The organism is Nocardiopsis coralli (genome assembly GCF_014892575.1).
GTDB classification, from domain to species: Bacteria; Actinomycetota; Actinomycetes; order Streptosporangiales; family Streptosporangiaceae; genus Nocardiopsis; species Nocardiopsis coralli.
The window spans coordinates 196,098-213,717 of sequence record NZ_JADBGI010000009.1 but is presented as its reverse complement, the minus strand read 5'-3'; the positions used below and the strand labels follow the sequence as shown (position 1 = coordinate 213,717).

Below are 17,620 nucleotides of genomic sequence, written 5' to 3'. Positions count from 1 at the left end.
CCCAGCAGAACGAGGACGACGATGCCAGCCTTGACCACCACACCCCTGACCCCCGACCTGGTCCGGGGCGCCCTGGAGGTGGAGGCCACCGAACGCGGCCTGCGCCCGCACCGCCTTCCGGCCTGGGCCCGCGAGCGCCACGCCGACGCGCAGATGCTCCTGGCCCAGTCCCACCCCTCGGGCGTGCACCTGGCCCTGCGCACCAGCGCCCGGGTGATCGAGCTGGACGCGCTCGCCTCCCGCCGGGTGTATGTGGGCGCGCCCGCGCGCCCGCCGGGGGTGTACGAGGCCCAGGTCGGCGGCCGGGTGGTGGCCTGCGGCTCCCTGGACGGCGGGGACGAGCTGCGCATCGACATGGCCACCGGGTCGGTCGAACACGTGGCCGGTCCGGTGGGCACGCTGCGCATGGACGGGCTGGGCGAGGGCGACAAGGACGTGCGGATCTGGTTGCCGCACAACGAGGGCTGCGAACTCATCGCGCTGCGCGCCGACGCCCCCGTCCGGGCGCTGCCGGCCGGCGAGGGCCGGCGGGTGTGGGTGCACCACGGCAGCTCCATCAGTCAGGGTTCCAACGCCGAAACGCCCACGGGCGTGTGGCCGGTGCGCGCGGCGAACGAGGCCGGGGTGGAGCTGGTCAACATGGGCTACAGCGGTAGTGCGCTTCTGGACCCGTTCGTGGCGCAGTCGCTGTCCGAGGTTCCCGCCGATGTGGTCAGCCTGGAGCTGGGCATCAACGTGGTCAACGCCGACCTGATGCGGGTGCGCGCCTTCGCCCCGGCGGTGCACGGGTTCCTGGACCAGGTGCGCCGGGGCCACCCCGATGCGCCGCTGGTGGTCGTCTCGCCCCTGTGGTGCCCCATCCACGAGGAGACCCCGGGGCCGGGGGCCTTCGACACCGAGGCGCTGGCCCGCGGGCAGGTGCGTTTCCGTGCGACGGGGGACCCGGCCGAGGTCGCCGCGGGGCGGTTGACGTTGCAGGTGGTGCGCCGGGAGTTGGCGCGGGTGGTGGCCGAGCGCCGCGAGCGTGACCGGCGGCTGTTCTACGTGGACGGGTGCGAGCTCTTCGGGCCCCGGGACCACGAGAAGTGGCCGTTGCCGGACAGGTTGCACCCCGGACCCGAGGCCCACCGGGCGATCGCATCGCGTTTTGCCGAGCGTGTCCTGGCCGGTCAGGGGGTTGCCGCGGCCGGTTGAGCGGCCGTGAATGCCGGCCCTGGCACGGGTGGGGTCGGCCGCGGCCCGCGCCGGGGCGGGGGCACACTGGTTCCAGGTTCGGATCTGGGACGGGGGCAGGTATGGACGTGGTGGTGGTCGGCGCGGGCATCGCCGGGGTGGGAGCGGCACGGGCCGCGCACCGGGCGGGGCACCGGGTCAGGGTGCTCGAGCGCGCGCCGGCCCTGCGCACGGGCGGGTACGCGATCGTGCTGTGGCCCAACGGGGCGGCGGTGTTGGGCGACCTGGGGGTGGACACCTCCGTGGTGGGGCACCGGTTGAGCGCCCTGGATGCGCACGATGCGCGCGGGCGCGCTCTGGTGGAGGTCGACACCGCGCGGTTGGAGCGCCGTCTGGGCGGGCCGACGGTGTGTGTGCGCCGCTCGGAGCTGATCGCGCACCTGGCCGAGGGGTTGCCGCAGGAGGCGTTCGTGTTCGGGGCCCGGGTGAGCGGCATCGAGCAGGACGCCGGCGGGGTCCGGGTGCACACCGAGAACGGCCAGAGCCTGACCGCGGATCTGGTGGTGGGCGCCGACGGGGTGAACTCGCGGGTGCGCACGGCCGTCTTCGGTGAGGGGGCCGCGCAGGCCGCCCCGACGGGGGTGGCGACCTGGCAGGGGTTGGTGCGCCTGCCCCTGGAGTTGGGTTCGCGCTCGCGGATGTTCATGGGCCGCCAGGGGATGGTGGGGCTGCACCCGGCCGGGGACGGCGTCGTGCAGTGGTTGATCGACCTGCCCTGGGACCGTGAGCGCAGTGAGCGCGATCCGGTCCGGGCCCTGGCGGGGCTGCGGGAGCGCTACTCCGGGTGGGCCGAACCGGTGCGCACGTTGTTGTCGATACTGGGGCCCCAGGACGTGGAGGTCTTCCCGCACCGCCGCCACCCTGCGCCGCTGTGTTGGAACCGGGGCAGGGTGGCGCTGGTGGGCGATGCGGCGCACGCGATGTCGCCGGTGATGGCGTTGGGCGCGGGCCAGGCGCTGGAGGACGTGGGGGCGCTGACCGAGGTGCTGGCCGCCGACCCCGGTGGGGACGGCGACCCGGGGGCGGCGTTGGAGCGTTACGGGCGGGGCCGGGAGCGCCGTGCGGTGCGGGCGGCCACGATCGCGCAGGGGGCGATGGCCACCTCCGACCCGCCCGGGGCGATGCGGTGGTTGCCCTCGGGGGCGAGCACGTGGATGTTCGAGCGCCTGTTGCGCGGGGTGAGCAACCGGCTGTGAGCCCGGGGTGTTCGATCGGGGCTGTCGGCGGACGTGAGGGGGGACGGTCGCGTGACCACCTCCCCCCGGCTGCAGCCGGGGGATCCCGACACGACGTTTCGGTCGTGCGGCGTTACGCGCCTCGCGGCCGGTCTCCCGCCCCTGCTGCGCGGGCTTCGCCATGGTCGCGCAGCGGGGGCCCGGACGGCACCGCATGCCCTGCGGCGCGTATCCACGGGGTTGTTGCGGATGTTGCGGACAGGAGCAAGCGCACCGGAGGCGAAGGGCGGATGACACCACGCCTGAAGCCGGGGGTCCGCGCCCCTTGAAACAGATCGGACCCCGTGGTTCGTGGGTGCGTACGGGCTGTCCTGACGGATGGCCGTGCAGGGTCCCGGCGCTCTTGCGTCCGGGGTGGGACGGGGTGCGGGAGCGGCGGTGACCGGTGTCGCTGCGCGGCGCCCCCCCCGTGCGGGGCCGGTCGGGGCAGGTGCGTGCGTTGCCGGTCGCATCGCACCTCGTCACCGGTGGTAGAGGGGTTTTTCGTAGCGCATCACCGGGTGCAGGGCCGAGCCGGGCCCGAAGTCGTGGGTTCCGCGCCGCAGGTAACCGCGGTGTTCGTAGTAGCGGCGCAGGGCGTGGTTGTGGGCCACGCAGTCCAGGCGCACGGCGTGCAGTCCCCGGGCGCGCGCCTGCTCTTCGGCCCAGGTGAGCAGGCGGGAACCGGTGCCCCGGCCGACGCGGGTGCGTTCGACCATGAGCCCGTGCACATACAGGGCGCCGCCGGTGGGCTCCTCGGGCCAGATGTGGGGGTCCTGCTCGAGCAGGCGCACGGCCGCATCCACGGTCTCTGCGGTGCGCAGGACCCACCACTGCCGGCGGTCGATCTGGGCGGCGAAGGTGTCGCGGGTGAGTTCTCCGGGGCTCCACTGGTCGATGCCGTGCTGTTGTTGCCAGCGGGCGCAGGCCTCGCGCAGGTCGCACAGGGCGGTGGCGTCGGCGGGGTGTGCGGGGGTGGGGAACACGGCGGGGTTCCTGTTCAGGGCCGGTCGGGGGTGTCGGGCAGGGCGCGGCGCACGATCTGGCGCAGGTCGTCGTGGTGGGCTCCGGGCCAGTAGACGCGCTCGCAGTCGTTGCACTGGGCGAAGGTGTCGTAGGTGGCGCGGGTTCCGGGTTCGAGGCGGTGGGCGACCTGCTCGGGGGTGACCGGGTACAGGAGCCCGTTGCAGGCGGGGCAGCGGGTCCAGGGGTGGAGGGGCGGGGCGAAGCGGGCCAGGACCTCGTGGAGTTGGGCGTCGGTGTGTTGTGCGCGTACGTGGGCGCCGGCGTGCAGGGCGCGGCGGAACAACAGGCCGCGGTCGCGGGTGAGCAGGATGCGCTGTTCGGCGTTGGCCTGGGCGAGCAGGGAGGGGTCGTCGCGGTCGTTGTCGTAGGCGGTGTCGATCCCGAGCAGGCGCAGGCGGCGGGCGAGGGTGCCCAGGTGCACGTCCAGGAGCAGGCGGGGCGGGTCGGTGGGTGCGTTCTGGGGCCAGGAGGGGACGTCGACGCTGATGGTGTCGCCGGGTGCGGGGCGGTGGTCGGGGGCCACGGTGGCCTCGCCGATTCCGATGCGGCCGACCTCGGTGAGGGGGATGCCCAGGGACTGCAGGGTGTGGCCGAGGGTGGCGTCGGGGTCGTGGGGCAGGTGCACGCGGGCGCCGCGGTGGCGCGGGGGCAGGAAGAAGCGCAGGTCCGGTGGGACGTGGAGGGTGATCGTCGGGTGCGCATCCATGGCGTCAGGATGGCACACCGCCCGGGCCGGCGCCGGGCGGTGTGCGGGCAGGTTGGGCGGGCGTGGGTTCCTGGCGGGTGGGTCGGTCTTTCGCAAGATCCTGGTCGGCTCTGGTGCCGGGGCGGGGCAGGGGGTGCCCTGACCCGCGGGGGCTACGCGTCGACGAATGGCACGTCCGGATCCGGACACAGGGTCCGCACCGGTTCGGGCCGGCCCGAGGATCGCCCCCGCAGCCCCGCCGGGCCCGCGCCGGTTCAGGCTCGGGCGGGTGCGCTCTCGGGCAGGCCGCGGTTGCAGGTGCCGCACACGCCGCGGCGGCGCAGGGCGTAGGCGCAGGCGGCCACGGCCAGTGCTGCGCCCCACAGGGCGGTCAGGGCGAAGGCGGTCTCGTGCAGGGGTGCCTGGCTCGGGCCGGTGAGCAGCAGGGTCATGACGGTGGCGCGTCCCAGCCCGAACAGGGCCAGGGCCACGACGGCGGCCGGTACCACGGCCAGGCTGATGGGGATGCGTCGCCCGCCCAGGAAGGGGACGGGGGCGGGCAGGCGGGTTCCCCAGGTCTGGACCAGGCCGAGCATGAGGGCGGCGCCGGCCAGCGCGGCCGAGGCCAGGCCCAGTCCGATGACGGTGGTGCCTTCGGTGGCGGCGAGCTGTTGGGCCTGGTGGGCGGTGAAGTCGGGGTAGTGGCCGAAGATCCAGGGGATGCGCAGGGCGGGGTAGGCCAGGGCGGAGGCGATGGCGATGCCCACGGCCCAGCGTCCGGTGCGCCGTGCGCGCTCGCGGGTGGTGTGTTCGTGTTCGGGGCTCCAGTGGGGGCCGCGTCCACAGCGGGTGCAGGTGTGGCGGTGGGTGCGGGTGGCGGTCAGGGCGGTGCCGGCCCACAGCCCAGCCCCGAGCAGGAAATGGAGCAGCAGAAGGGTCTCGGGGGCGGTCAAGGTCTGTGCTGCGGCCGCCCAGAGCCCGGGCACGGCCCATCCGGCCAGCAGCACCACGGGCAGGTAGCCCAGGATGGGCAGCAGGCCGCCGTGGACCAGGACCAGGGCCGCGAGCCCGGCCAGGACCCAGCCGCCGGCCGCGCCGGTGCGCACGGGCGCGGTGCGGTGGGTGCGTAGGCCCCACAGCAGTGCGGTGGCCAGGGCGGTTGCGCTCGCGCCCAGGGCCAGGACGGTGGCGCTGCTGGTGGTGGCGGGCAGCAGGCTGAGCAGGTCACCGGTGCGCAGGGCCTGTTCGGGGCCGTTGCGTGGCAGGGCCAGCGCTCCGGTGGCCCACAGCAGCGCGATCAGGGTCGTGCCCGCCGACCAGGCCAGGGCGGCGAGTGCGAAGGCCCGGGCTGCCCGGCGGTGGGTGGTCGGGCGTGTGGGTGTGTGGTGCGGGTGCGCGGTCATCGCGGGTCCCCTTTCCGGGTGCGCTCGTCGGGTGTTGCCGTGTTCTGTCGATCGTGGCGCTGTTCGGACCCGGGGCGCTTCCCTCCGGGGTGGGTTCGTGCTCCCTCGCGAGGGGGAGGCGGGTGCGTGCGGGGCCGTGCCAGGATCTGGTGCATGAGCATTGCGCGGCGGGCTCTGGGGCCGCTGGCCAGGGGCCGGACCTACACACGCTGGGTGCACCTGGTGTTGGGCGGGGTGTTGTTCGTGCCCTACTGCCTGGCGGTGCTGGTGGTGGTGACGCTGGTGACGCGGTGGGGGCCCGGAACGTGGTCGGCGGGTGTGCTGGTCGTGGTCTCGGTGGCGACTGTGGTTCTGGTGGGGGCCACGGGGCTCTTGCCGGGGGTGCGGGCCCAACAGGTGCAGGTGGGCCGTGCGCTGCTCGGGGGGCCGATGGAGCAGGTGCCCGACCCCGGCGGCGGACGGGCCGGACCCCGGGAGCGGGTGCGTTCGGGTGCGGCGCTGGCCCTGCACTTCGGGGTGGGGCTGGTGGTGGCGGTGGCCACGATGGTGGTGCTCACCGACGCCGCCACGCTGGCGCTGGTGGCGGTGACCGGTGCTCCGGCCGATGCGGTGGCGGTGCTGACGGCGTTGCCGGTGGCGCTGCCGCAGGTGTCGGGGGTGGCGGCCCGGGTGCTGGGGCCTGTGGCCGGGCTGGTGCTGTTGGTGGTGTTCGTGCTCGTGGTGGCGGCTGTGGGTGCGGGGGCGGCCCGGGTGGGGCCGCTGTTGCTCGGGCCCTCGGTCTCGGAGCGGTTGGCGCAGGTGCGTCGCCGAGCAGATGAGTTGACCGAGCGCAACCGGTTGGCTGCGGAGCTGCACGACTCGATCGGGCACGCGTTGTCGGTGGTGGCGTTGCAGGCGGGCACGGCGGCGCGGGTGTTGGAGCAGGATCCGGCCTTTGCGCGTGCGGCGCTGGAGGCCATCGCCGAGCAGGCGCGCACCGCGACCGGGGAGTTGGACCATGTTCTGGGCCTGCTGCGCCAGGAGCGTTCGGGACGGGCGCCCGAGCCGTCCCTGACGGACGTGGAGCACCTGGTTCGCGCGGCCCGGGGCGGCGGGGCCGAGGTGGAGTGTGTGGTGCAGGGGCCGGTCGGGGATGTGGCGCCGGTCCTCTCGCGTGAGCTGTACCGGATCTGTCAGGAGGGGCTGACCAACGCGTTGCGTCACGGTGCGCCCGGGGGTCCGGTGCGGCTGTGGGTGCGGGTTGACGGGTCCGGGGCGCGGGTGGAGGTGGCCAACCCGGTCGGTGCGGGTGCGGGCGCGCGCAGGGGCGGGCACGGGCTGGAGGGGGCGGCCGAGCGTGTGCGGTTGCTGGGGGGCGAGCTGGAGTACGGCGCCCGGGACGGTTGGTGGACCCTGTCGGTGCGTATCGATGGTGCGAAGGGGTGAGCGCGGTGGTGCGGGTGGTGCTGGTCGACGACGAGTCCCTGGTCAGGGCGGGGTTGGCGGCGCTGGTGGGTGCTGAGCCCGACATGGAGGTGGTGGGCGAGGCCGAGGACGGGGCGGCCGTGCCGGACCTGGTGGCCCGGTGCGCGCCGGATGTGGTGCTCATGGACGTGCGGATGCCGCGCCTGGACGGGATCGAGGCCACGCGGGCGCTGATGCGGGCCCCTGCGCCGCCGAAGGTGATCGTGGTGACGACCTTCGACAGTGACGAGTACGTGTACGGGGCGTTGCGGGCCGGAGCGCAGGGGTTCGTGCTCAAGCGCAGCCGGCCCGAGGACATCCTGGCGGCGGTGCGTGTGGTGCACGCGGGGGAGTCGTTGCTGTTTCCGTCGGCGATCCGTGCGCTGGCACGGGCGCACGCGGGCGCGGACGGGCCCCGGGTGCGGGCGGTGGCGGCGCTGAGCGGGCGCGAGTCGGACGTGTTGGTGCTCATGGCGCGGGGGTTGTCCAACAGCGAGATCTCGGGCGAGCTGTTCTTGGGGGTGGAGACGGTCAAGACGCACGTGTCCGCGATCTTGGCCAAGCTCGGGGTGCGTGACCGTACGCAGGCGGTCATCGCCGCCTACGACTCGGGGTTGGTGGGTGTGCACCGCGGGTGAGGGATGCCCGGTCGGTGGCCGTACCCGGCCACGGCCCCGGGGCGGCGGGCATGCCCCCGGTCGGGGGGTGTTGTCCCAGGTGGGCGCGGGTGCGGTGGTGGTGGCACCACCGTCGGAGGTGGGTCGGGGTGCAGGTGGGCCGGGGTGGCAGCCCGATCGAGTTCGGCCGGGTCCGTCTCTAGCGTGATCAGTGATGGTGCTCAGTGCCCTCGCACCGGGGGCCCGACCACGGGGAGAACCAGAACCATGATCACGGCCGCGCCGCAGGAACCGGGGCTGGGTCCGTTGACCTACCGGGAGCACACCTGGCACGGGCTGCGGCTGCTGGCCCGGTGCACCGAGGGTCCGGGGCGGATCGTGGAGGTGCTGGGCGAGGTCGCCACCGCCGACCACGTGGTGGTGCTGGTGCCGGGCAACGACAACCACCTGGGCAACTACTTCGATCCGGGCCGGCGTACGCGTCCGCGCGTCAACGGCGTGGGGTTGTTGCGCACCATGGACCGTCTGGCGCCGCGGGGGCGTTTCGCGGTGGTGGTGTGGCTGGGTTATGCCACCCCGAACGGGTTCGTGGAGGCCTCGCTGCGGGGGCCGGCCGAGCGCGGGGCCCCGGATCTGGCCCGGTTGACGCACGCGTTGCCGGCCGATGCCCACATCACGCTGGTCGGGCACAGCTACGGGGCGGTGGTGTGCGGTCTGGCCCTGGGCGGGGGGCGGGTGCACGACTGTGTGGTGCTGGGCAGCCCCGGGATGGGCGGGGCCTCGGTCCAGGCGCTGGGGTACTCGGGGCGGTTGTGGGCGGCGTTGGGTGGGCGGGACTGGATCCGGTTCTTCCCGCGCGGGCGTCTGGGCGGGTTGGGGCACGGGCCCTCGCCGCTGCGGCGGGGTTTCGGTGCGGTGCGTTTTGCGACCGGGCCGATCCGCGGGCACTGCTCCTACTACGCCCCGGGCAGCGAGTCGGTGACCAACATCGCCCGGATCGCGTTGGGGCGCCCGGGCGAGGTCACCCTGGCGGGGGCCGCGGCCGGGGGCGGTGCGTCCGGGGCGGGCGAGCAGGCGGAGGTGGCGCGGTGAGCACGGTGATCCGGGCCGAGGGTGTGCGCAAGCTCTACGGGGGCGGGCGTGCGGCTCTGGACGGGTTCGACCTGCAGGTGGAGCAGGGCACGGTGCATGCCCTGCTGGGACCCAACGGTGCGGGCAAGACCACGGCGGTGCGGGTGATGGCGACCCTGGTGCGTTTCGACGGGGGCCGGATGTGGTTGGACGGGCACCGGGTGGACCGGCACGCGCGTTGGGTGCGCTCGCGGATCGGGTTCGTGGGCCAGTACGCGGCGGTGGACGAGGCGTTGAGCGGGCGCCGGAACCTGGAGATGTTCGCGCGCCTGTCGCACCTGGGGCGGGCCCGTGCGCGCCGGCGTGCGCAGGAGTTGTTGGAGCACTTCGATCTGACGGGGGCGGCCGAGCGTGCGGTGCGCCAGTACTCGGGTGGGATGCGGCGCCGGTTGGACCTGGCGGCGGCGTTGGTGGCCGATCCGGTGGTGCTGTTCCTGGACGAGCCGACCACCGGGTTGGACCCGCGCAGCCGCGCGCGGGTGTGGGAGGCGGTGCGTGAGTTGGTGGGGCGCGGCACCACGGTGGTGCTGACCACCCAGTACCTGGAGGAGGCCGACCGGTTGGCCGACCGCATCTCGGTGGTGCGCGCGGGGCGGGTGGTGGCCGAGGGCAGCCCGGAACGGTTGAAGGAGCGCATCGGCGGCGGGCGTGTGGAGGTGGTCGTGGAACCGCAGGACCTGGCACTGGCCGAGGAGGTGCTGGGCCGGGTGGCGGGTGTGCTGCCGCGGGTGGAGGCCGATCAGGCGCGGGTGAGTGTGCCGGCCGGTGACGGGGCGCTGGGGTTGGCCAAGGTGGTGCGGGCCCTGGACGAGGCCGGGTTGGTGGTCGAGGACGTGGCGTTGCGCCGTCCGAGCCTGGACGAGGTGTTCTTGAGCCTGACCGGGGAGGAGGGCGAGAGTGATGGGTGAGGCGGTGGCCGAACGGTCCGGGCCCGCTGTGTGGGAGCGGGCGCGGTGGATGGTGGCCGACACCTGGGTGGTGGCGGGCCGGTACCTGTCGCACCTGGTGCGCAAGCCCGACGAGGTCGTGGGCACCCTGTTGATCCCGGTGCTGGCGGTGCTGTTGTTCGGGTTCGTCTTCGGTGAGGCGATGGGTGCGGTGCTGGGGGAGGGCGCGGATTACCGCGAGTTCCTCATGCCGGGGTTGTTCGCGTTGACGATGGCGTTCGGGATCGGCAACACCACGATCGCGGTGGTCACCGATGTGGGGCGCGGGGTGGTGGACCGGTTCCGGACCCTGCCGATGGCTCCGTCGGCCCTGTTGGCGGGGCGCAGTGTGGCCGATGTGGTCTCGGCGCTGGTGGACCTGGCGGTGCTGGTGTTCATGGGGTGGCTGATCGGGTGGCAGTGGCACAACGGGCCCTGGGCGGCGCTGGCGGCGTTGGGGTTGCTGTTGTGGTTGCGGTTGGCCTTCACCTGGATCGGGATCTGGTTGGGGTTGGTGGTGCGCAGCCCCGAGGCGGCGATGAAGTTCTTCTCGTTGGTGTTTCCGTTGGCGATGGTGGCCGAGACCTTCGTTCCGGTGCACACGATGCCGGGGTGGTTGGTGCCGGTGGCCGAGTGGAACCCGCTCTCGGCCACGGTGGTGGCGGCGCGGGAGCTGTTCGGCAACCCGGGTGGTGCGGGGCAGGGGTGGATGGCCGAGCACGCGGTGTGGGTGGCCCTGGTCTGGCCCGCGGTGCTGTTGGCGGTGTTCGTGCCCCTGGCGGTGGGCCGGTTCCGGCGCATGAGCCGTTGAGCCGTGGGCGTGCGGGGCTCACCCGGTGTGGCGGCCTCGGGCGCGCAGGAGCCAGGCCGGTTCCCACCAGTAGTCGCACAGGTGGTGGGCCTGCACGTGGGTGAAGCCGGCCTGCTCGAGGTCGCCGATCCAGTCCTGGATGGAGTGTTCGTGGTTGGTGCGGGTGTGGGTGGCGAAGTGGCCCAGGACCACGGGCAGGATGAAGCCGGTTCCGACCAGGTCGCGGTCGCCCTCGTACTCGCGCAGGCCGCGTTCGAGGCGCTGCAGGCAGGAATCGAACCAGTGCGGGTCGAAGGGGTCGGGTACGTGGGCGACGTCGAACTCGACCACGGCCAGGTGGCCGGTGCGCTGTGCCAGGGCCGCCAGGACGGGGCCGCGCTCGTGCGGGGACAGTGACTGCAGGGCGAAGGTGGACTGGGCCAGGTCCCAGCGCATGTCGGGGTGGGTGGTGAGCAGCTCCTCGACGGTGGTGTTGTGGGCGCGGTGGCCGATGTGCTGGGCCTGCAGGGCGTCGGTGGCCTGCTCGAGCAGGGCGGTGCTGGGTTCGACCAGGTCCACGTGCGGGGCGGGTCCGGCGGTGCCGTTGAGGGCGGGCAGCAGGGCCAGGCCGTCGCCGGGGCCCACGTCGAGCAGGGTGCGCGGGGTGTGTTCGTCGAGGATGCGGGCCAGGGCGCGGGAGGTGGCGCGGTAGAGCTCGACGTTGCCGCCGCCGCGGATGAAGGCACCGAAGGCCTCGGGTGCGTCGTAGACGCCGGTGTGTTCGCGTTCGAGGTGGTGGGGCAGCAGGCGGGCGAATTCGCTGTTGGGGTCGAGGCGGTGGGCCAGCTGTGCGTGCTCGCGGGCCGGTTCGGGGTGGCCGTCGGCGTGGGCCCACAGGGCCAGGTACAGGGCGTCGGGGGTGGTGCGGGGCGGGTGTGCGGCGGCGGCCTGTTGTGCGGTCAGGCCCTGGCGGCGGGCGCGGTGCAGTGCATCCAGCGGCATGGTCGGCGCTCCTGGGGTGTGTGGGACTTGCACCTGTGGTGGGGGCACTCAACCACAGGTGCAGGCAAAAGCAACCTGGCGCCGATGCCCCGGGCGGGGTGCTCTTCCTAGCGTGATGCACGGCCGGTCGGCGCACTGGTGATCGCTGCGGGTGTGGGGCTGGTTGCCGTCAACTGGGTGGCCGCGGCGATCTCGCTCACGGCTCTGCCGGTGGCTCTGCTGGTGCTGCGCCGGGACCGGCGTGCCGAGGCCGCGAGCGCGGACGCACCGGCGCGTGCGGGTCTGGGCTGAGCAGCGCCCGGCGCCGCCCGGGCACAGGTCCGAGAAGGTTTCCGAGAAGTGGAGGAGAGCGTGATGAAGGCGATCGTGATGGACCGGTTCGGTTCCCCCGAGGTGCTGGGTGAGGGCGAGGTGCAGGACGCCCCGGCCCCGGGCCCCGGACAGGTGCGCGTACGTGTGGTCGCGGCCGCGGTCAACCCGGTCGACAACCAGGTGCGGTCGGGCTCCAAGGGCGAGGACCTGGGGGTGCCCCTGCCGATGGTCCTGGGGTGGGACCTGGCCGGCGAGGTGGAGTCGGTGGGCGCCGATGTGCCCTTCGACGTCGGAGATGCGGTCGTGGGCATGTCCGCGCAGCCGGCGACCGGTGTGGGTACCTGGAGCCAGTGGGTGACGCTCGATCACCGGTTGCTGGCCCCGGCCCCCGTTTCGGTGCCCCTGCGTGATGCGGCGGCCCTGCCGTTGGCGGCCCTGAGCAGTTACCAGCCGCTGTCGCGCCTGGACCTGCCGCGAGGGGCGCGCCTCCTGGTGACCGGGGGTGTGGGCGCGGTGGGCGGCTTCGCCGTGCAGATCGCCCGGCGGCGCGGTTGGCGGGCGGCGGTGCTGGTGCGCGAAGGCGACCAGGCGGAGGCCCGGTCCCTGGGTGCGGCCGAGGTGTACACGCAGGTGCCCGAGGAGGGCGGTTTCGATGCCGTGTTCGAGACGGCGGGGGTGGCCGGGGCGATCCGGGCGGTGCGCCGGGGAGGGCGGTTCGTGACCGTGGTCCCCACGGCGGTGCCCGAGCCCGAGCGCGGGGTGGAGCCCGAGGTCTCCTTCGTCGATCAGGACGGAGCCTCCCTGCGGGTCCTGGCCGACTGGGTCGACCGGCAGGACCTGACGGTGCGGGTGGCCCAGGCGGTGCCCTTCGCCCGGGCCGCCGAGGCCGTGCGGCGCTTCGAGGCGGGCGGGGTCCGCGGCAAGGTGCTGCTCCTGCCGCCCGCGCAGTGAGCACGAGCGGTCGGGCGATCAGGATGGAGGCGTAGTGCGCATCGGAGTCAACCTTCCCAACTTCGGCCCGGACATGGGGCCCAAGACGCTGCTGGGGTGGGGGCGGACCGTGGAGGAGCTGGGTTATGACCTGCTCCTGGTCTCGGACCATCTGGCGCTGGCCCCGGACGCGGCCTCGCGGTCTCCCGCCCCGTTCTACGAGTCGTTCACGTCCCTGGCGTGGTTGGCGGCCCGGACCGAGCGGGTGGAGCTGGGCACGGGTGTGGTGATCATGCCGCACCGCCATCCGCTGGACCTGGCGCGCACCGCGGCGACGTTGGACCAGCTCTCGGACGGGCGGCTGGTCCTGGGCGTCGGCGTGGGGTGGGCGCGGCAGGGTTACGAGGCCCTGGGGGTGCCCTTCGAGCGGCGCGGGCGCATCACCGACGAGTACCTGCGGGCGGTGCGCCGGGTGTGGGAGCAGGAGCGGGCCACGTTCTCGGGGGAGTACGCGGTGTTCCGGGACGTGCACACCGGGCCTGCGCCCGCGCGGTGGCCGGGGCCTCCGGTGTGGGTGGGCGGTAACAGCCGTGCTGCGCTGCGCCGGGCGGTGCGGCACGGGGACGCGTGGCATCCGCTGTGGCCGCAGGTGTGGTGGTTGCATGAGGCGGCCCTGCCGGAGATGCGGCGTATCGCTCGGGCCGAGGAACGCCCGGTGCCCGATCTGTGTCCGCGTATCCAGGTGTCGGTGCATTCTGCGCCGCTGCCGGAGGACGCGCGGCGCACCGGGCACGGCAGTGCCGAGCAGATCCGGGCGGACCTGGAGGCCCTGCACGCGCTGGGGTGCGCGTACGTGGTGGTGGACACCGATCCGGGGGACCAGCGTCTGCGCCGTTCGGCCGAGGAGGACTGGCAGGAGCTGGCCCGGGTGGCGCAGATCGTCTCGGACCCGTTCTGAGCCCGGTGGCCTGGCGGGTGTCCCGGGGGGCGGGTCAGGGCCGTTGGTCGGCGTAGGCCGGGCATCCCGGGGCGGTCGGGGCCGCGGAGGGCCTGACCAGGCCGTGTTCGTAGCAGTAGGCGACCAGTTGTGCCCTGGTCTCGGAGCCGAGTTTGCCCATGATGCGGTGCACGTGGCTCTTGACGGTGCCTTCGCTGACCACGAGTGCGGCGGCGATCTCGCGGTTGCTGCGGCCCTGGCCCGCCAGGTGCAGGACCTCGTCCTCGCGGCGGGTCAGGGGGGCCTGGGCCGGTGCGGGGGCGGCTGCGGGTGCGGTGAAGACCGCGCTGAGGGCGAGGGGGTCCAGGTAGAGCCCGCCGTGGTGGACCGAGTGCAGGGCGGCGACCAGGGAGTCGGCGGCGCTGTGGTGGGGCACGACCCCGCTGGCCCCGGACCTGAGGGCGGCGGCGACGTCGATGTCCTGCTGTTCGTGGGACAGGAGCACGACCTTGGTGGCGCCGGCCGTGGTGTCGGTGATCAGGCGGGCCACGCAGTAGCCGTTGACCCCGGGGCGTTCCTGCCTGATGTCGACGACGGCGACGTCGACGGCGGCTCGGCGCAGGGCCGCGCTCACGAGCTCGGGTGCGTCGAGCTCCTCCACCGGCTGGGGGAGGCCGCCCCGGGCGAGCAGGGCGCTCGTCCCGGCCCTGATCATCGGGTTGGGGGAAAGCACGAGCAAGCGCATGGGTGCTCCTCGGTGGTCTCTGTGCGCTGCCCCACCGTCGGTCGGTGGTTAGGGGGTCGTCGGTCCACTGGTGTTCAGCCTAGGCCCCGGTGTGCCGGCGGCGAGGGTGGAACGCGGCGGGAGCGTCCCCGATCGGGGCCGTGTGACCTGCGCAGACGGGAAGCCCGGTGGTGGACATCACGCGGGCCGGGCGGGGTGGAACGGTGTTGCGGGTCTGCGTCGGCCCTGGTCGGGGGCGGGGTGTGCGNGCGGCGAGGGTGGAACGCGGCGGGAGCGTCCCCGATCGGGGCCGTGTGACCTGCGCAGACGGGAAGCCCGGTGGTGGACATCACGCGGGCCGGGCGGGGTGGAACGGTGTTGCGGGTCTGCGTCGGCCCTGGTCGGGGGCGGGGTGTGCGGTGGCGCGGGTCGATGACCGGTTGCGGACACCGGGGGGGGTGGCGGGTGCTCAGCCTTCCAGGCGGCGGGTGAGGCGGTCGTGGCGCTGGCGGGCGGCCTGGGCCGAGCCCAGCCCCAGGTGGTGGGCCATGTTCTGCCAGGTCATGCCGCGGCCCTTGGCCATGGTGAGCAGGCCCAGTTCCATCTGGTCGAACTCGGCGCGGGCGTGGGGGAGCAGGGTCAGGGCGTCGGTGAGGTCGTCGGCGTCGACGGCGGGTTCGCCCTCGGCCAGGGGCAGGCTGCCGGCGGCAAGGTCGCCGACGCGGCGCACCGCTTCGTGGGGGGTCAGGGGCAGGCCGTTCTCGGTCCAGCGGGTGCGGTGCTCGCCGGTGGCGTGGCGTTCGGTGAGGCGGATCAGGGCGCGGTGGCGGTCGTGGGGTGTGGTGTCGGTGTGCATGGGCCCAGCATGCGGCCTTCAACGCTTCGTTGTCAACAGATTGTTGAAAACAGGATGTTGAAGGCCGAGCGTGGGAGGTCGCGGGGTCAGTAGCGCCCCTCGTAACCGTCAGTTCCCAGAGCACAGAACTCGGCGAAGGTCTGCGAACCCACCTTGCGCTCGGGGGCCAGGTGTTCCCCGCGCCGGTAGGCGGCGAAGACCCGCCCGGGAAGGCGCACCGGGACGGGACGGCGCGGTGTGTCCACCGAGTCCAGGTAGGCGCGGGCCAGCTCGGTGAAGGGCTGCACCAGCGGCCCGCCCATGTCCGGCACCCGGCCCTGCGGAGGGCCGGCGGCGAGCTTGGCCAGGCGCGCGGCCACCTCGGCCACCCCGACCGGTTGCACGTCGATGTCGGGCACCGCCATCACCGGCAGCCGGGCGCTGCTGCGGCACAGCAGCCGCACCAGGTCGTGGAACTGGGTCGCGCGCAGCACGCTCACCCCCAGGTCGGAGGCGAGCAGGGCCTGCTCCACCACGTGTTTGGTGCGGTAGTAACCCAGCGGGACCCGGTCACAGCCCACGATGGAGACGTACACCAGGTGGCCCACCCCGGCGGCGCGGGCGGCCGCGATGAGGTGGCGGGCCGCGGGGATGTCGCCCCCGGTCGGGGAGGAGGCGCAGTGCACCACGGTGTCGGCCCCCTGCAGCACCTGGTCCAGGCCCTGGCCGGTGCGCAGGTCCACCGGGGGTTCGCCTTCCCCGACGGGGTGGCGCCCGGCCGGGCGGACCTGGTGGCCGTCCCCGCGCAGCAGTTCGGCCACGGGCTGACCCAGTGTGCCCGTCGCTCCGGTGACCACGATCGTGCCCATGCGCCCTCCCTCGGCCCTGAAGTGGCCCCAAGCTAACACCGGCACGTCGGACCTGGGGGGACCTGCGCGTCCGGGGCCGGACAGGGGCCCGTTAGGCTGCGCGCAGCGTTGCCGCGGCAGGTGCGGCGACCGTGGCGTGAAGGAGTGTGACCATGCCCGGGGTGGCCCAGGAGTTGGCGGAGGCGATCGGTGCCGAGCAGGTGGTCACCGACCCCGAGATCATGGAGGGCATGGCCCACGACGAGGCCGAGTGGGCCCCTTACGGGCGCCCGGCCGCGGTGGTGCGGCCCCGGCACACCGAGGACGTCGCGGCACTGGTGCGGGTGTGCGCCGGCGCCGGGGTTCCGGTGGTCGCACGCGGGGCCGGAACGGGGCTGTCCGGCGGGGCCAACGCCGTGGACGGATGGGTCGTGGTCTCCTTCGAGCGCATGGACCGGGTGCTGGAGGTCGACCCGGTGCAGCAGACCGTGACCGTCCAGCCCGGGGTGGTCAACGCCCACCTGCGCGAACGGGTGGCCCAGGACGGGCTGTGGTACCCGCCGGACCCGGCCTCGGCGCCCTGGTCCACGATCGGCGGGAACGTGGCCACCAACGCCGGCGGGCTCTGCTGCGTCAAGTACGGCGTCACCCGCGACTACGTGCTGGGCATGGAAGCGGTCATGGGCAGCGGCGAGGTCGTGCGGCTGGGCCGCAGGACCGCCAAGGGGGTCACCGGCTACGACCTGGCCGGGCTCATGGTCGGCTCCGAGGGCACCCTCGGGCTGGTCACCGAGGTCACGCTGCGCCTGGTGCCGCTGCGCACCGGCGTCGAGCACACCGTGGTGGGCTACTTCGACTCCTTGATCGATGCCGGCCGTGCGGTGGCGGCGGTCTCGGCGGCCGGGATCGTGCCTTCGGCGCTGGAGCTGATCGACCGCTTCTGCCTGCAGGCGGTCGACGAGTGGAAGAACATGGGCCTGTCCGCCGAGGGCGAGGTGCTGCTGCTGGCGCGCAGCGACCTTCCCGGGGCCGCGGGTGAGCAGGAGGCCGACCAGATCCAGGCCTGCTTCGAAGGTGAGGGCGCGGTCTATGCGGTGCGCTCCACCGACCAGGAGGAGGCCGAGGCGCTCTTCGAGGCCCGCCGCCTGGCCTACCCGGCGCTGGAGCGGTTGGGGCCGCTGCTGACCGAGGACGTGTGTGTGCCCAAGGGCAGCGTTCCGGAGATGCTGGGCCGCATCGAGCAGGCCGCGCGCCGCTTCGACACCCACATCGGCAACATCGCCCACGCCGGCGACGGGAACCTGCACCCGCTGTTCATCGTCCCGGCCGGTGATGCCGAGGCCAAGAAGCGGGCGCAGGAGGCCTTCGAGGTGATCGTGGACGAGGCCCTGGAGCTGGGCGGCACGGTCACCGGCGAGCACGGGGTGGGCCTGCTCAAGATGCCCGGTGCGGCCCGGGAATTGGGCCCGCAGGTGCTGCAGATGCACCGCGCCCTGAAGCAGGCCCTGGACCCGGCAGGGGTGTTCAACCCCGGCAAGGTCTTCTGAACGGTACCGGCCGACCC

18 protein-coding genes are annotated in these 17,620 nt (G+C 73.9%); 11 read left to right on the top strand and 7 right to left on the bottom strand.

Translation table 11 applies throughout. The annotated features are described in order from the left end of the window. Nucleotides 1–21 precede the first annotated feature (21 nt). Nucleotides 22–1,194: a GDSL-type esterase/lipase family protein gene (locus tag IDM40_RS12710; protein WP_193122177.1), complete on the top strand. Its 1,173-nt coding sequence runs from the start codon at nucleotides 22–24 to the stop codon at nucleotides 1,192–1,194. A 101-nt stretch (nucleotides 1,195–1,295) separates the two neighbouring features. Continuing rightward, complete coding sequence (locus IDM40_RS12705) at nucleotides 1,296–2,429, top strand: FAD-dependent oxidoreductase (protein ID WP_193122176.1); 1,134 nt, start codon at nucleotides 1,296–1,298, stop codon at nucleotides 2,427–2,429. Nucleotides 2,430–2,929: 500 nt separating this feature from the next. Here the strand turns inward: IDM40_RS12705 and IDM40_RS12700 are convergent, their stop codons facing one another. From IDM40_RS12700 to IDM40_RS12690, 3 genes are all read right to left on the bottom strand, one after another. Continuing rightward, on the bottom strand, nucleotides 2,930–3,433 hold the full coding sequence (locus IDM40_RS12700; RefSeq protein ID WP_193122175.1) for a GNAT family N-acetyltransferase: 504 nt from the start codon (nucleotides 3,431–3,433) through the stop codon (nucleotides 2,930–2,932). A 14-nt stretch (nucleotides 3,434–3,447) separates the two neighbouring features. After that, nucleotides 3,448–4,179, bottom strand: a complete 732-nt coding sequence (locus tag IDM40_RS12695; protein ID WP_193122174.1) for a Mut7-C RNAse domain-containing protein — start codon at nucleotides 4,177–4,179, stop codon at nucleotides 3,448–3,450. A 254-nt stretch (nucleotides 4,180–4,433) separates the two neighbouring features. After that, nucleotides 4,434–5,561: a hypothetical protein gene (locus IDM40_RS12690; RefSeq protein WP_193122173.1), complete on the bottom strand. Its 1,128-nt coding sequence runs from the start codon at nucleotides 5,559–5,561 to the stop codon at nucleotides 4,434–4,436. A gap of 153 nt (nucleotides 5,562–5,714) precedes the next feature. Between IDM40_RS12690 and IDM40_RS12685 the strand changes: the two genes are divergently transcribed. The 5 genes from IDM40_RS12685 (at nucleotide 5,715) to IDM40_RS12665 (ending at nucleotide 10,489) form a co-directional block, all read left to right on the top strand. After that, entirely contained in the window at nucleotides 5,715–6,986 is a 1,272-nt protein-coding gene (locus IDM40_RS12685) for a sensor histidine kinase (protein ID WP_193122172.1), read from the top strand. A gap of 5 nt (nucleotides 6,987–6,991) precedes the next feature. Then, on the top strand, nucleotides 6,992–7,642 hold the full coding sequence (locus IDM40_RS12680) for a response regulator (protein ID WP_193122215.1): 651 nt from the start codon (nucleotides 6,992–6,994) through the stop codon (nucleotides 7,640–7,642). Nucleotides 7,643–7,888: 246 nt separating this feature from the next. Beyond that, the gene (locus IDM40_RS12675; RefSeq protein WP_193122171.1) at nucleotides 7,889–8,713 is read left to right on the top strand and encodes an alpha/beta hydrolase; all 825 of its coding nucleotides are present in this window, start codon (nucleotides 7,889–7,891) and stop codon (nucleotides 8,711–8,713) included. Beyond that, entirely contained in the window at nucleotides 8,710–9,660 is a 951-nt protein-coding gene (locus IDM40_RS12670; RefSeq protein WP_193122170.1) for an ATP-binding cassette domain-containing protein, read from the top strand. The genes IDM40_RS12675 and IDM40_RS12670 overlap by 4 nt, the downstream gene beginning before the upstream one ends. Further along, complete coding sequence (locus IDM40_RS12665; RefSeq protein ID WP_193122169.1) at nucleotides 9,653–10,489, top strand: ABC transporter permease; 837 nt, start codon at nucleotides 9,653–9,655, stop codon at nucleotides 10,487–10,489. Before IDM40_RS12670 ends, IDM40_RS12665 begins: the two co-directional genes overlap by 8 nt. An 18-nt stretch (nucleotides 10,490–10,507) precedes the next feature. Here IDM40_RS12665 and IDM40_RS12660 read toward each other — a convergent pair whose 3' ends face one another. Then, nucleotides 10,508–11,470 carry a class I SAM-dependent methyltransferase gene (locus IDM40_RS12660; protein ID WP_193122168.1) on the bottom strand — a complete coding sequence of 321 codons (963 nt, stop codon included), beginning with the start codon at nucleotides 11,468–11,470 and terminating at the stop codon, nucleotides 10,508–10,510. A gap of 153 nt (nucleotides 11,471–11,623) precedes the next feature. Between IDM40_RS12660 and IDM40_RS12655 the strand changes: the two genes are divergently transcribed. From IDM40_RS12655 to IDM40_RS12645, 3 genes are all read left to right on the top strand, one after another. Beyond that, nucleotides 11,624–11,761 (top strand): hypothetical protein, encoded by a 138-nt coding sequence (locus IDM40_RS12655; RefSeq protein WP_193122167.1) that lies wholly within the window; start codon nucleotides 11,624–11,626, stop codon nucleotides 11,759–11,761. A gap of 63 nt (nucleotides 11,762–11,824) precedes the next feature. After that, a complete protein-coding gene (locus IDM40_RS12650; RefSeq protein ID WP_193122166.1) occupies nucleotides 11,825–12,733 on the top strand; it encodes an alcohol dehydrogenase catalytic domain-containing protein in 909 nt (302 codons plus the stop codon). Between the two features lie 34 nt (nucleotides 12,734–12,767). Then, nucleotides 12,768–13,670 carry a TIGR03619 family F420-dependent LLM class oxidoreductase gene (locus IDM40_RS12645; protein WP_193122165.1) on the top strand — a complete coding sequence of 301 codons (903 nt, stop codon included), beginning with the start codon at nucleotides 12,768–12,770 and terminating at the stop codon, nucleotides 13,668–13,670. Nucleotides 13,671–13,704: 34 nt separating this feature from the next. Here the strand turns inward: IDM40_RS12645 and IDM40_RS12640 are convergent, their stop codons facing one another. The 3 genes from IDM40_RS12640 to IDM40_RS12630 all read right to left on the bottom strand — a co-directional run bounded on the left by IDM40_RS12640 (nucleotide 13,705) and on the right by IDM40_RS12630 (nucleotide 16,077). Then, entirely contained in the window at nucleotides 13,705–14,394 is a 690-nt protein-coding gene (locus IDM40_RS12640; RefSeq protein ID WP_193122164.1) for a helix-turn-helix transcriptional regulator, read from the bottom strand. A gap of 448 nt (nucleotides 14,395–14,842) precedes the next feature. Beyond that, a complete protein-coding gene (locus tag IDM40_RS12635) occupies nucleotides 14,843–15,229 on the bottom strand; it encodes a DNA-binding protein (RefSeq protein WP_193122163.1) in 387 nt (128 codons plus the stop codon). 86 nt (nucleotides 15,230–15,315) lie between these two features. Continuing rightward, on the bottom strand, nucleotides 15,316–16,077 hold the full coding sequence (locus tag IDM40_RS12630; protein ID WP_193122162.1) for an SDR family oxidoreductase: 762 nt from the start codon (nucleotides 16,075–16,077) through the stop codon (nucleotides 15,316–15,318). Between the two features lie 152 nt (nucleotides 16,078–16,229). On the opposite strand from IDM40_RS12630, the gene IDM40_RS12625 reads away from it, so the two are divergent. Continuing rightward, nucleotides 16,230–17,603 (top strand): FAD-binding oxidoreductase, encoded by a 1,374-nt coding sequence (locus IDM40_RS12625; RefSeq protein WP_193122161.1) that lies wholly within the window; start codon nucleotides 16,230–16,232, stop codon nucleotides 17,601–17,603. Nucleotides 17,604–17,620 lie beyond the last annotated feature (17 nt).